General features: G+C 65.6%; 15 protein-coding genes and 1 pseudogene. 8 read left to right on the top strand and 8 right to left on the bottom strand.

Features of this window, described 5'->3' with window-relative positions:
• Nucleotides 1-50 precede the first annotated feature (50 nt).
• Nucleotides 51-593, top strand: a complete 543-nt coding sequence (locus tag W823_RS46455; RefSeq protein ID WP_023959614.1) for a hypothetical protein — start codon at nt 51-53, stop codon at nt 591-593.
• Here the strand turns inward: W823_RS46455 and W823_RS46450 are convergent, their stop codons facing one another.
• Complete coding sequence (locus W823_RS46450) at nt 594-1,655, bottom strand: DUF5685 family protein (RefSeq protein ID WP_023959612.1); 1,062 nt, start codon at nt 1,653-1,655, stop codon at nt 594-596. It abuts the gene before it with no gap.
• A gap of 127 nt (nt 1,656-1,782) precedes the next feature.
• On the opposite strand from W823_RS46450, the gene W823_RS46445 reads away from it, so the two are divergent.
• Complete coding sequence (locus W823_RS46445; protein ID WP_023959610.1) at nt 1,783-2,652, top strand: alpha/beta hydrolase; 870 nt, start codon at nt 1,783-1,785, stop codon at nt 2,650-2,652.
• Here W823_RS46445 and W823_RS46440 read toward each other — a convergent pair.
• Together W823_RS46440 and ppgK are read right to left on the bottom strand one after the other, a co-directional pair.
• Entirely contained in the window at nt 2,649-4,046 is a 1,398-nt protein-coding gene (locus W823_RS46440; RefSeq protein WP_023959608.1) for an RNA polymerase sigma factor, read from the bottom strand. The two genes, W823_RS46445 and W823_RS46440, sit on opposite strands and share 4 nt — an antisense overlap.
• 143 nt (nt 4,047-4,189) lie before the next feature.
• Nucleotides 4,190-4,984: a polyphosphate--glucose phosphotransferase gene (ppgK, locus tag W823_RS46435; protein WP_023959606.1), complete on the bottom strand. Its 795-nt coding sequence runs from the start codon at nt 4,982-4,984 to the stop codon at nt 4,190-4,192.
• Between the two features lie 163 nt (nt 4,985-5,147).
• On the opposite strand from ppgK, the pseudogene W823_RS46430 reads away from it, so the two are divergent.
• Nucleotides 5,148-6,007, top strand: a pseudogene (locus W823_RS46430) (inositol monophosphatase family protein).
• Nucleotides 6,008-6,042: 35 nt separating this feature from the next.
• On the opposite strand, the gene cei reads toward W823_RS46430, so the two are convergent.
• Entirely contained in the window at nt 6,043-6,723 is a 681-nt protein-coding gene (cei, locus tag W823_RS46425; protein ID WP_023959604.1) for an envelope integrity protein Cei, read from the bottom strand.
• A 418-nt stretch (nt 6,724-7,141) separates the two neighbouring features.
• Here cei and W823_RS46420 point away from each other — a divergent pair, with 418 nt between their 5' ends.
• Nucleotides 7,142-7,441, top strand: a complete 300-nt coding sequence (locus W823_RS46420) for a DUF4193 domain-containing protein (RefSeq protein WP_030163338.1) — start codon at nt 7,142-7,144, stop codon at nt 7,439-7,441.
• A 57-nt stretch (nt 7,442-7,498) separates the two neighbouring features.
• Here the strand turns inward: W823_RS46420 and W823_RS46415 are convergent, their stop codons facing one another.
• Complete coding sequence (locus tag W823_RS46415) at nt 7,499-8,035, bottom strand: DUF3093 domain-containing protein (protein WP_235189574.1); 537 nt, start codon at nt 8,033-8,035, stop codon at nt 7,499-7,501.
• Between the two features lie 22 nt (nt 8,036-8,057).
• On the opposite strand from W823_RS46415, the gene dut reads away from it, so the two are divergent.
• Nucleotides 8,058-8,561, top strand: a complete 504-nt coding sequence (dut, locus tag W823_RS46410) for a dUTP diphosphatase (RefSeq protein ID WP_023959598.1) — start codon at nt 8,058-8,060, stop codon at nt 8,559-8,561.
• Nucleotides 8,562-8,564: 3 nt separating this feature from the next.
• Nucleotides 8,565-9,401: a DUF3710 domain-containing protein gene (locus W823_RS46405; protein ID WP_023959596.1), complete on the top strand. Its 837-nt coding sequence runs from the start codon at nt 8,565-8,567 to the stop codon at nt 9,399-9,401.
• Here the strand turns inward: W823_RS46405 and W823_RS46400 are convergent.
• Nucleotides 9,398-10,126, bottom strand: a complete 729-nt coding sequence (locus tag W823_RS46400; protein WP_031332581.1) for an alpha/beta fold hydrolase — start codon at nt 10,124-10,126, stop codon at nt 9,398-9,400. The genes W823_RS46405 and W823_RS46400 overlap by 4 nt on opposite strands.
• Before the next feature lie 110 nt (nt 10,127-10,236).
• On the opposite strand from W823_RS46400, the gene W823_RS46395 reads away from it, so the two are divergent.
• Together W823_RS46395 and W823_RS0129675 are read left to right on the top strand one after the other, a co-directional pair.
• The gene (locus W823_RS46395) at nt 10,237-10,608 is read left to right on the top strand and encodes an OB-fold nucleic acid binding domain-containing protein (protein WP_023959592.1); all 372 of its coding nucleotides are present in this window, start codon (nt 10,237-10,239) and stop codon (nt 10,606-10,608) included.
• A gap of 109 nt (nt 10,609-10,717) precedes the next feature.
• Nucleotides 10,718-11,428 (top strand): DUF3159 domain-containing protein, encoded by a 711-nt coding sequence (locus W823_RS0129675; protein ID WP_152538096.1) that lies wholly within the window; start codon nt 10,718-10,720, stop codon nt 11,426-11,428.
• Here the strand turns inward: W823_RS0129675 and W823_RS46390 are convergent.
• Together W823_RS46390 and W823_RS46385 are read right to left on the bottom strand one after the other, a co-directional pair.
• A complete protein-coding gene (locus W823_RS46390; protein WP_023959588.1) occupies nt 11,400-12,074 on the bottom strand; it encodes a TrkA family potassium uptake protein in 675 nt (224 codons plus the stop codon). The two genes, W823_RS0129675 and W823_RS46390, sit on opposite strands and share 29 nt — an antisense overlap.
• Before the next feature lie 65 nt (nt 12,075-12,139).
• Nucleotides 12,140-12,808, bottom strand: coding sequence for a TrkA family potassium uptake protein (locus tag W823_RS46385; RefSeq protein WP_023959586.1), 669 nt, complete (start codon nt 12,806-12,808; stop codon nt 12,140-12,142).
• Between the last annotated feature and the right edge of the window lie 25 nt (nt 12,809-12,833).

Raw genomic sequence — 12,833 nt, 5'->3', positions numbered from 1 at the left:
GATCTCGTGGCCGATGTGTCGGTTGCGGCCACCGACCGAGACTCGTCGGTATGGAATCGCCTGTTCTCGGTGTGATCGTCGGTTGTGAAGTCGGTTTCTGGGTGGTCGTCTTCGGTGCACTGGCGGTTCGATATCTCCTGCACCGACAACGTGCCTCGATCATCGTGCTGGCTCTGCTGCCCCTGCTCGACGTGGTTCTGCTCGGTGCGGTCGCAGTGGACTTGCAGCGGGGGAGCGAGGTCGAGACGGTGCATCGCCTTGCCGGTATATACCTGGGGGTGACCGTAGCGTTCGCCCATTACCTGATCGGGTGGGCCGATGTCAGGTTCGCGCACTGGTTTGCCGACGGGCCGCCGCCTCTGGCCCGACAATCAAAGGGCAGGAACGCCTTTCGGCACGAGGTGGAGATGTTCGGACGGTGGATCTGTGCTGCCGCCGTGTCTATCGCCGCGGTTCTCCTGCTGGCCTGGACCGTAGCGGACGGCGATCAGGCACGTGGCTTGTACGGCGTCTTCCCCACCCTGGGGGTGATCACGGTTGTCTGGCTACTTGTCGGACCGCTCTGGTCGTTGGCCGATGTCCGGGCCGGTTGATCAGCAGTCGCAGCAATCACAGACGTTGCAGCAGTCGCACCCGTTGCATGCGGCTTGGTGCCGGCGTCCGTTGCACGGATTGGTGTGGTCCGCGCAGCAGGCGTAGCCGGTGCAGTACACGCCCATCCACGGCAGGACCCGCTTGTAGAACGGCGGCAGTTGCGGCTGACGACGCTGTCCGGGGCTGGTGAACACGGCATCGGGACCAGGACCGAAGACGCGTACCAGCGCACGGTTCAATCCACCGATCAACAACATCCGCAGCAACCGGTCATCGCGCAACCGCACCCCGTCAAGCGCCACCCTGATCGCATCCACCAACCGCACGCACTCTGTGCGCGCGAACTCCACAGTGGTTCCCGTTGCGATCAACGGATTGAAGTCCCCACCTGCTCGATCACGCTCGAGATCCTCCACCGCATCCAGCAAATGAGCACACCGTCCGAAATCGCGACCGATGCCCGCCAACACCTCCCGGTTGCCCGGCACTCCCGCCAATTCCGCCGTCGCTGCGAAGACTGCGGCACCAGCGGACGCTGCATTCTCGGTGATCTCCCCCAACGACACCGACACCGACTCCACCTGCGCCTGAGCACCCAGCTGCGTCAACAACTCCCCACCACCCATCGCAGCCGAGACCGGCGCATCCGCCAATGCCCGAGACCGCAGCCGCGGCTCCGCCCACCGTGCACCCTCGGCCCGCACCGCGGATGGCGACGCCACCCCCGCCGCCCGCTCCGCCACCACATCAGCAGCTTTGGCCGAGGCTAACGTCAGCGACGCCGTCGCCCCCAACCGCACACTGACATCACTCGCCGAGACCACCTGCGCCCCACGCATACCCCGCAACGCACACCGACCTGCCGACACCAGCTCCGGCGCCGACTCACGCTGCGCATCAACAAGAACCGACACCACCACCGCATCGGTATTGGTTGTCAACCGTGACAACTGTCCGTGAGTAGACCTCAACGTCAAACACACACCACACAAGTGCGCACGCCACTGCGCGCCCAACTCTTCATCCAAATGCGCCACGCATGGGCTCAACACACCGAACATGCGGATATGGAAGCACAGCAGAGGGCGCCGGGCCTCGCAGAAACCCGGATTTACCCCCGATGATCATTCAGACTGCTGACGTGCGCTCTCGACGCGAGCGCAGAAAACCCGGCCGGAAGGATCCGAGATGCCGTCTGAATTCGTTGTCGAATCGGTCCACGGCGCAGTGTTGTCCGGCTCGCGGTGGGAGCCTGACGGAAAGCCGGTGGCGACCGTGTTGCTGGTACACGGCATGGGTGAGCACGTTCGCCGGTACGAGGACACCGCCCACGCCTTGACCGCTGACGGCTTCGCCGTGGTCGGCTACGACCATCGCGGGCACGGTTCGTCGGTACTTCCCGGCCGCCTCCCCGGCGATCTCGGACCAGACGGCTGGAATGCCCTGGTGGCCGACGTGGGGCGACTGATCGATGTGGCGAAGAACGAGATTCCGGAGTTGCCTCTGGTGGTGATCGCTCACAGCATGGGGTCATTCGCCACGCAGCAGTACCTACTCGAGCACAGCGACGACGTGGACGCCGTGGTACTGAGCGGGACAGCGGCCCTGGACGCCCTCGAACCCGCACTCGACTTCGACAGCGAATTGGACCTGTCGATGTTCAACGCACCCTTCGCCCCGGCACGAACCGACTTCGACTGGCTGTCGAGGGACACCGACATCGTCGATGACTACGTCGCCGACCCGCTGTGCGGTTTCGGCATCGATGCAACGGCAACCCGTGAGATGTTCACCGGGGCCCGCAGACTTGCCGATCCCGCGCTCGTCCGAATGATGCGCCGCGACCTACCGATCCTGATCGCGGTGGGTGATCAGGATCCGGTCGGTGGCGGGGGAGCACTGGTCGATCAGCTGGCAGCTCATTACCGGTCTGCCGGGCTCATCGACGTCACCGTCCGGGTGTTCCCCGGCGCCCGACACGAGATCCTCAACGAGACCAACCGAACGCAAGTCCGCAATGAACTCATCGCATGGATGATGCGGGCGATCGGTCCCTAATCGAGGTAGTCGCGCAGGACCTGCGACCGTGACGGGTGGCGTAGCTTCGACATGGTCTTCGACTCGATCTGGCGGATGCGCTCGCGGGTGACCCCGTAGACCTGGCCGATCTCGTCCAGGGTGCGTGGCTGCCCGTCGGTCAGGCCGAATCGCAGGCGGACAACACCGGCTTCGCGCTCGGACAGTGTCTCGAGCACCGATTGGAGCTGGTCCTGCAGCAAGGTGAACGACACGGCGTCCACGGCCACGACTGCTTCGGAATCCTCGATGAAGTCACCGAGCTGGCTGTCTCCTTCGTCGCCGATGGTCTGATCGAGCGAGATGGGCTCGCGCGCGTACTGCTGGATCTCCAGCACCTTCTCGGGCGTGATGTCCATCTCCTTGGCGAGCTCTTCAGGAGTGGGTTCACGACCCAGGTCCTGCAGGAGTTCGCGCTGGATGCGCCCGAGCTTGTTGATGACCTCGACCATGTGCACCGGGATGCGGATGGTGCGCGCCTGGTCGGCCATGGCCCGGGTGATCGCCTGACGGATCCACCACGTGGCGTACGTCGAGAACTTGTAGCCCTTGGTGTAGTCGAACTTCTCCACCGCACGGATGAGGCCGAGGTTGCCCTCCTGGATCAGGTCCAGGAATGCCATTCCGCGGCCTGTGTACCGCTTGGCCAGCGAGACGACGAGACGGAGGTTGGCCTCGAGCAGGTGGTTCTTGGCGCGGCCACCGTCGCGTGAGATCCACGACAGATCGCGACGCTGGGCGACGGTGAGTTTTTCTCCGGACTCGGTGATCCGCCGCATGCGTTCGGTGGCGAACAGGCCGGCCTCGATGCGCTTGGCGAGTTCGACCTCCTCTTCGGCGTTAAGGAGAGCAACCTTGCCGATCTGCTTGAGGTACGCGCGGACCGAGTCGGCGGACGCGGTGAGCTCGGCGTCCTTGCGGGCCTGCCGCAATGCCTCGGACTCGTCTTCGTCCCACACGAAGTCACCGGAGGCCTTGTCGGTCTCGGACGGTTCTTCGACATCCTCGTCGGCCTTCTTGGCCTTGCCCTTACCCGGTGCGACGACTCCGGCCTCGACAGTGTCGTCGTCGACCACGACCACGACATCGTCGTCGGTCAGTTCGCCCTCGGGTACGTCGATGTCATCGATCGAGGGATCCGGTTCGAGACCGTCGCCTTCGATGATGTCGCCATCAGGCGCGCCGTCGACCTTCTTGGTCGCGCGTTTTGCGCCTGCCTTCTTGGCCGGGGCTTTTTTCGCCGGGGCCTTCTTGGCGGCTGTCTTCTTGGCGGCTGCTTTCTTTGCGGGTGCCTTGCGCGCCCGCGACGCGGTCACCGACTCCGATTCCGACTGCTCGGTATCCGGTTCGGTTTGGCGGGTTTTCGTGGCTGCCACGTACGACCTTTCGGGCTATCTCCGTGACACCGAAACCGGTGGGTTTCGCCGCGGAGACGGTGTCCCGCCGAGATGTCACTCGGCGAAGCTGGGGGCTTGGGGGGAACCGGCGTACAGCCAGTCGAATGCCATTGTAACGGCACCTAGGGTCGCAACCCCGCCTCCACCGCCATAGCGGCGCCCACAATCCCGGCGGTGTTCTGCAAAGTGGCCGGTACAACGGGTGTCTGGTTGGTCAAATGAGGAATCCATTTGTGCGCCTTTCGGCTGATCCCGCCGCCCGCGATGAAGACCTCGGGCCAGAACAGTGCCTCGTACGCCGACAGCACGACGGACACCTCCTCGGCCCACTTGGAGTAGGACAGGTCGTTGTCTTCCTTCACCTTCGACGACGCCCGGTGTTCGGCCTCTTTGCCACCGACCTCCATGTGGCCGAGTTCGGTGTTCGGGATGAGCGTGCCGCCGAACATGATCGCCGAGCCGATGCCGGTACCGAACGTCAACAGCATCACCACGCCCTTGTAGTCCTTGCCCGCGCCGTACCGGTCTTCGGCCATGCCGGCCGCGTCGGCGTCGTTGAGCACCGACAGCTGTCGGTCACCCAGTTTGGCGCCGAGCAGCTTGTAGACGTCCGTGCCGATCCAGCCCTTGTCGACGTTGGCGGCGGTGCGTGCGACGCCTCCGGTGATGACGCAGGGCAGGGTGACGCCGACGGGGCCCTTCCAATCGAAGTGCCCGACGACTTCGCGGATGCCGCCGGCAACGGCCTCAGGGGTGGCCGGCTGCGGGGTCAGGACCTTGAATCGATCGCCGACCAGCTGTCCGGTGGTCAGATCGACGATCCCGCCCTTGATCCCTGATCCGCCGACATCGACGCCGAACCCCAGCTTGTTCGACTCTGGTAACGACTCGGTGGACACCCCGGGTTCACTGGACACGAGAACGGCTCCTTCGGCTCGACACGGCGGTGACACCAACCGGCCCGCCGTTGTTCAGGCTAGTCAGCACGCAAGGGTTCTGCGCGACGTCGGGCGGATCTGTTCGCGTTCGGTTCACCGGGTCGCCCCGTCGTTTCGGCCAGGGGTGTGCTCACATGTAGCAATGGCGGAACTCGAGCCGGCCGACCTGACCGCGGTGGCGATCCAGGTTGCCGAACAGGCAGCACAGCACGTGCGCACCCGAAGGCCCGAGGTCTTCGGGTCTGGTGTCACGAAAACCGATGCACCGCAATCGGTGTCGACAAAGAGTACTGACACCGATCCGGTCACGATCGTCGACACCGAGTCCGAGAGCCTGGTCCGCGGGCTGCTCGCGTCGCTGCGTCCGGGCGATGCCGTGCTCGGTGAAGAAGAGGGTGGCTCGGTCGAGGTTCCTTCCGGTGTCCGGTGGGTCATCGACCCCATCGACGGCACGGTCAACTTCCTCTACGGCATTCCCGCGTACTCGGTCTCGGTGGGCGCTCAGGTGAACGGGCGCACGGTCGCCGGAGCTGTTGTCGACGTCGTCCGCGGCACCACCTACTCCGCCACTCGTGGCGAGGGCGCGTATTCGGACGATGGCTCGGGTCCGGTCCGGCTCCGGACGAACCCCATCGACAAGGTCGGGCTCGCTCTGGTGGCCACCGGTTTCGGCTACGGATCGGCGCGTAGACGGGTCCAGGGCGAGTTGATCTCCGCATTGCTGCCACACATCCGCGACGTCCGCAGGATCGGTTCGGCCGCACTCGATCTCTGCATGGTGGCCAGCGGGGCGGTGGACGCACATTTCGAACACGGCCTGAGCCCGTGGGATTGGGCGGCCGGGTCGCTGATCGCCGAAGAGGCGGGCGCGTGGTGACGATCCCCGACGCCACCTCACGGAGCGCAGCGGGCAACGTCACCCTGGCCATGGCTCCGGGTATCGCCGACGAATTGGGCGGATTGTTGGCGCGGCTGGGTGCCCTGGAGCCGATCCCGGACTAGATCCGGTCTACGGGCCAACAGCGGGCGGTCGGTGATCAGCAGGGGGAGTCGTGCACCGCTGCCACCACTGCAGGGTCGGCTCCGGTGTTCGGGTCCGAGGGATTGGCCACCCGCAGCGTGTCGAGGACGGCGAGCGCGTCCTGGTTCTGTTCACTCTCGCCGTAGTGGTTGCCGAGTGCGAGGTCGACGTCGGTTCCTGGGCGTCCGTCGTTGATCAACTGCGTGCACGGCGCTGCGATCCACAGTGCCGCAGCGGCGGCCTTGCCGCCTTCGCCGAACCGGATCTGCCCGAAACAATCGAGATTGCGATCCGGATAGAGGGGATCGTCTCCGTAGGCATTTTCCGGCGCGGCCTGGAATCCGAGGGCGGTGAGGTCGTCGAGGATGGTCTGCGCCATGCCCTGTTCGTCCGTCGCGTTGAGGACCCGGATCTGAAAACTGCTCAACGCGGCGGGCGGAACCTGCAGCATCTCGTCGGTGGCGGCCGGTGTACCCACCACGGGTGTGGGCCCCTCGGGAGCGGCCGACGGGGACTGAGGTTGCGGACAATCGGTCGGGGTCGCCTGCGTGTCGGACGAGGACAGCGCACCGGCCCACACCACCGCAGCGATGAGTGCAAGCACCACCGCGGCGATGATTGCCGGGAGGTAGCGGCGTCGCCGGAAGGGACGACCGCGATCGTCGGTGGGGTAGCCGTAGGTGATCTGGGAAACCACGGGTTCTCAGGTGCCTTCCGCGCGCAGTTGTGGGGCGAGTCAACTGTAGTCGGTACACACCGTGACGCCGCGCAGCTGGACACGCAGGCGATCTGGGCCGCGTCGCGCATCGTGCGCGGCACGCGGCTTTCGACGGGAATGTTCTCGCGCGGCCGTTGTTGTTGACTCTGAGCAACGGCTGGGCTAGGCTTCGGCCGCCTCGGTTGGACAGCCCAAAAAGAGACTATCCACCAACTGTGGCGAAAATCACAGAAATCATGCTCCTGTTCGGCAACGAATACTGATCGATGGCTCGTTGTCCAAGGGGCATCGTCGCGGAACTTTGCAGATGGGGAAGTACGCGGCTTGTTGGGACTTTTGGAACCTGCACACATCGGGAACCTGAAAGTCGCAGGCGCTTCTATTTTAAGGCGGAATGATGGCAACTGATTACGATGCGCCGAGGCGCACTGAATCCGACGAGGTATCCGAGGACTCCCTCGAAGAACTGAAAGCGCGGCGGAGCGAGGCGCAAGCCGCCTCCGTCGACATCGACGAAGGCGACACCGCCGAGTCGTTCGAACTCCCCGGGGCCGACCTGTCGGGTGAAGAACTCTCGGTGCGGGTCATCCCGAAGCAGGCGGACGAGTTCACCTGCACCAGCTGCTTCCTCGTGTACCACCGCAGCCGACTCGCGACCGAGAACGGTAACTCGCGTATCTGCGTCGACTGCGCTTGACACAACGCCGTCCGCGACCACGGTGTGGCGGACGGCGATGATCGCCGGCGGGTTCGACTACCCCGGGTCCGAGGCTTCGGTGGCCGCGTCTGGTAATCCCAGCGCGGCCACCAGCTTTTCGGGGTGTCGCGTACTGACGAGCCAGTAGGGCGTGGGGTCGTCGGGGTCGTCGAGAACCAACAAGACCATCGTCTTCACCCAGAACTTGTGAACCAGAAATGCGGCCGGATCGAGCTGCCGGCCCAGTGCGGCACTCTTCGCAGCGGCGGGAATCACGGCGGCCCGGTCGATCACCTCGATCGGCAGATGGGCATTGTGGGCCCACAATTCACCGTCGGCCACCCGGACGCGCGTGCGGCCCATCGACCACAGACCCCAGAAGACCAGCGGGGTGAGGACCGCGTACGCGATCCAGCTCAGCGAGCTCTGATGCAAGGCCAGTTGCACCTCGTACCCGAGTAATGCGATCAACGCGACGCCCAACAGCCACCACCAGGCAGGTACGCGCAGCCGCTCGTCATGGGTGCCCTCGGATGGGGTCGGGCGGGTGCCGGCAGCGTCACCGGCAGGGTCGGGTGATGGAAGAGGTGGCACGTCCCCAGCGTAGTCTTCCGGTGTGGCAACCAACGCTGGCAGCACCCCCGCCGACGCACCGTTCGTCGCCGTCAGGCGTCTCGATCCGGGCATCGATCTACCCACGCGGGCCCATCCGGGTGATGCCGGTGTGGACCTGTCGAGCACGATCGACGTGGTGCTCGAACCCGGTCATCGGGCCTTGGTGCCGACCGGCATCTCGATAGCGTTGCCGATGGGCACGGTGGGACTGATCCACCCGCGCTCGGGCCTGGCCGCCCGCGCGGGACTGTCGATCGTCAACACACCGGGAACTGTCGACTCGGGATATCGCGGTGAGATCAAGGTGTGCCTGATCAATCTGGATCCGCACGATGCGATCACGATCGCCAGGGGCGACCGGATCGCCCAGCTGCTGGTCCAGAAGGTCGAGCTGCTCCACTTCGTGGAGGTCGACGAACTGGACGAGACAAGCCGGGGCGCAGGCGGATACGGATCGAGTGGGGGCCACGCGATGTTGGGGGCCTCGCAGCCGAAGGGAGTCTGAACCATGGCACGGGACAAGGGAATCGGGCGTGGCCGCCGCGCCCGCGGTGCGGCATCTGAGCCCGATGTCGAACCGAAGGTCATCGGTAGCGGTGAAGGCCCTTACGACATAGGCGATCTGGCCGCAGATGCCGGCTTCGAGAACTCGCATCTCGATCTGGGCTCGGTACTCGTGCCCGTGGTCGAGGGCGGTCAGGTCACCGTGGAGATGACCGCCGACCATCAGCCCCAGGCCGTGTATCTGGTGACGCCCCACGGGCGGATCACCGTGGCAGCCTTCGCCGCGCCGAAATCGAGCGGGCAGTGGCGCGAGGTCGTCGGCGAGCTGACCGAGTCCCTGCGTGCCGAGGGAGCAGAGACCAGCATCGAGACCGGATTCTGGGGGCGTGAGGTGGTTGCCACCGTGCCCGGCGGCATTCATCGTTTCATCGGCGTGGACGGTCCGCGCTGGATGATCCGCTGTGTTGCCAGTGCGCCGACCGCCAGTGCGGAAAGCCTGTCGAAGGTGGCCCGGGCTGTGGTCAGTGAAACGGTCGTCCGCCGCGGCGACGAACCACATCCACCCCGAACCCCGCTGGCGATCGTGCTGCCACCCGTGCTGGCCGAGCAGGTCGCGGCCGCACAGCAGCAGATGGCGGCCGGTCAGCAGAATGTTCCGGGTGCCGTACCCGACACGGGGGCCCAGGCCCAGTCTGCGCAGGCGAACGTGATGGTGCAGGGCGGCGCCGAAGCCGTTGCCGCCGAATCGGAGCCGCCCGCACCGGCCGAACCGGAGGTCGAACCGGGTCCGGTGTCTCGCGGTTCGGCCATGCAGCAGCTCCGCAATCAGCCCAAGCGCTAGCCGGGCGCGGCCGTGAGGTCGCGCCAGCCGTGGATCGCGAGGCGGCCCAGGAGCGCCGGGTCCGCACCCCAACGGGCCATCGAGATCTCGGTCGACACCGAGCTGTCGGCGGCGTCGTGCCACGCCTTCGCAACGTCTGCCGGGTGCACCGGGTCGTCGGACACCGCAACGATCGACAGTGGAACCCGCAGTCCCGCAATCATTTCCGCGGTCGGGGCAACATAGTTGGCGGCCTCGTCCAGTTGTGACACCAGATGCGGACCGGCGGCCCGCCAGGATCTGTCCAACTCGGCAGAGAGCCAGGCCGGACTGCCTGCGGACATCTGTCGGATCGTCTCCTCCAACCCGTGGGTGCGGATCAACGCTGCGGTCCAGGCTGCGCTGTGCGCAGCAGGCGCCGTGCGCGGTGAACCGATCCACGGGGGCAGGGCCGCGAGCACCCCGGCGCACGCGGCCGGATGCGACAACGCCCACTGCACCGCAACGCACGCACCGATGGAGATACCCGCCGCAATCACCTGGGTGTGAACTGCGGCGGCACGATCCAGCGCGCGCTCGTAGCCCCGGACCAGCCCGGTCCCGTCCGGATCCACCGCGACGACCGGCAGTCCCGTGGACCCGAACGCACGTCTGGCGTAGTCGGCATCCGACCCCGTCCCGGGCAGCGCCACGACCACCGGATCGGCACTTGTAGGGGCCGTTCGCGACCCCTCTGAACTGCGCATCTGTTGATCTTCCCGTGGAGGGTGGAAGTCGGGTGTGCGGGGGTCTACTCTGGCGGAAGCACAGCCCCGTGCCCACCAGCCCGATTGTCCCCGAAGGGTGCATAAGCGCAATGACCGCAGGCGGATATCTCAAACGCCTCACCCGCAGGCTCACCGAAGACATCGATCAACTCGATGCCGAGGACATCTCGCAGCAGTCGCAACAAGCAGGTGCACAGCGCGCCTGCGATTGTTCGGCAGGCGACGAGGTGACCATGCAAGGTGAGCTGCGCTCCGTCCAGACCTGCTCGAAGGCCATGAAGACCGGAATCGTCGCCGAGTTCTTCGACGGAACCGACGTGGTGACCCTGAAGTTCATCGGCCGCAATCGCATCCCCGGCATCGAACCCGGACGGACGTTGACGGTGCGCGGCCGAATCGGTGAGCACGACGGCAACAAGGTGATGTTCAACCCGTACTACGAGTTGCTCGGTGAGAGCTGACGGCAGCGCTCATCGGCAGCAGCCAGATGGCGATGAGCGGGTGTCGCCCGACGACATCCCGGGTGCCGCCGACAAGGCCGACGCTCCCACGCTGACGCTGCTGGAGCAGATGGGCGGCGTCTCGGGGCTGATCTACTCGTCGGTGCCGATCCTCGTGTTCGTCCCGGCAAATTCGCTGTGGAATCTGACGGTGGCCATTTACGCTGCCCTGGCCACGGCGCTGGTCATCTTCCTGGTCCGGTTGGTGCGGCGTGAACCCATTCAGCCGGCCATCTCCGGTGTGATCGGCGTGGCGGTGTGCGCGTTCATCGCCCACCGCACGGGCAATGCGAAGGGCTTCTTCCTCTTCGGCATCTGGACGACACTGCTCTACGCCGGTGTCTTCGTGGTCTCCATCATCGTCCGGTGGCCCCTGGTCGGCGTGATCTGGAACACGTTGAACGGCAACGGAACCGACTGGCGTCGTCATCGGCGCACGTTGATCGCCTACGACATCGCGACCGCCATCTGGGCAGCCCTCTTCGGTGTGCGCTACCTGGTGCAGTCATTCCTCTACGACCACGACGAAACCGGCGCTCTCGCGATCGCACGGATCGGGATGGGGTGGCCGCTGACAGCGGCTGCGGTTGTTGCCACGTTCTTCTTGGTCCGGTGGGCACACAAGGAAGAGTCTGTGGATCAGGACGCCGTCGCAGCCGGACCGGGCCCGGATGAAGCCACTTCCCGTGGCAACGGCACGCGCGTCGTCGACGGTGTGTCCGAGGACAACACCCCGGAGCAGCCGGACGGGGCTAGCGGGCAGGCCCCGCCGGCTCGATGATTGCTGCGTGCAACTGACCTTCGGCCTCGGCGGGCACGATGAAGATCAGCTCGTCGCCGCCTTCCACGGCGTCGTCGGCGAGCGGCACGATCACACGTCCGCCCCGCAGGATCGTGACCAGAGCGGCGTCGCGGGGGAGTCGCAGCTTTTTCACGGGCTTGCCCGCCAAGGGTGTGTTGTCGGGAAGCGTCATCTCGACGAGATTGGCCTGCCCTTGCCGGAAGGTCATGAGCCGGACCAGATCACCCACCGATACCGCTTCCTCGACCAGTGAGGCGAGCATCCGCGGTGTGGAGACGGCCACATCCACGCCCCAGTCCTCGTCGAACAACCACTCGTTGCGGGGATCGTTGACCCGGGCAACCACACGGTGGACCGCGAACTCGGTTTTTGCGAGCAGGCTGACCACCAGGTTGGCCTTGTCATCTCCGGTGGCCGCGATCACCACGTCGAACCGGTGCAGCTGAACCCGCTCGAGGTTGTCCAACTCACACGCATCGCCGCCGACCCACTGCGCCCCCGGTACCGATTCCTCGTCGATGTGCTCAGGATTGCGCTCGAGCAACGTGACGTCGTGGGCGTTGGCGATCAGCTCCCGTGCGATGGAACGGCCTACCGCGCCGGCTCCGGCGATCGCGACCTTCATGATTTCTCCTACGGGCTGTGGTCGAAAGACCTCGTTCGTGACTGGGTGGGTGATGCGGGCAGAACTCAGTCGAACTCCGGGGCCACGCCGGCGGCAACTGTGCGCACTGCCTCGAGGTTGTCGGTGAGGGCCGCGACGAACACCTGATCATCCTGCTGGAGAACCGATTTCGCGCTGGGTAACACGGGCCTGCCCAGTCGGTTGATGAAGCTGACCCGGGACCCGGTGTTCTCCTGGAACAGGGTCACCGAAGTTCCCACCCACGATTCATGCACGGTGAGCTGGACGATCGCGACCTCGCCCGACGGTTCGGTCCAGGCGACATCGTCAGCACTGCCACTGCCCAGCGCGGAGATGAACCGGTCAGTGGTCCACGGCACCGTCGCCACGGTGGGAATGCCCAGCCGTTCGTAGACCGCGGCGCGCTTGGCGTCGTAGATCCGGGCGACGACCTTGGGCACATTGAAGGTCTCGCGGGCGACGCGTGCGGCGATGATGTTCGAGTTGTCACCGGAGGAGACCGCCGCGAAGGCGTCGGCTTCGGCGATTCCTGCGCGGCGCAACACTTCCTGATCGAATCCGACGCCCTTGACCTTGGTTCCGCCGAAATCCTCGGGAAGTCGCCGGAACGCTGTGGCGTCGCGGTCGATGATCGACACATCGTGCCCGGAACCTTGCAGTTCCTGGGCAATGGACGCGCCCACGCGACCGCATCCCATCACCACAACATGCATGAGAACTCCTCGCTCACATCACCTG

It is taken from the genome of Williamsia sp. D3 (genome assembly GCF_000506245.1).
Taxonomy (GTDB): Bacteria; Actinomycetota; Actinomycetes; order Mycobacteriales; family Mycobacteriaceae; genus Williamsia; species Williamsia muralis.
Note: the sequence above shows the minus strand (reverse complement) of the source record. Positions and strands in the feature narration are given on the sequence as shown.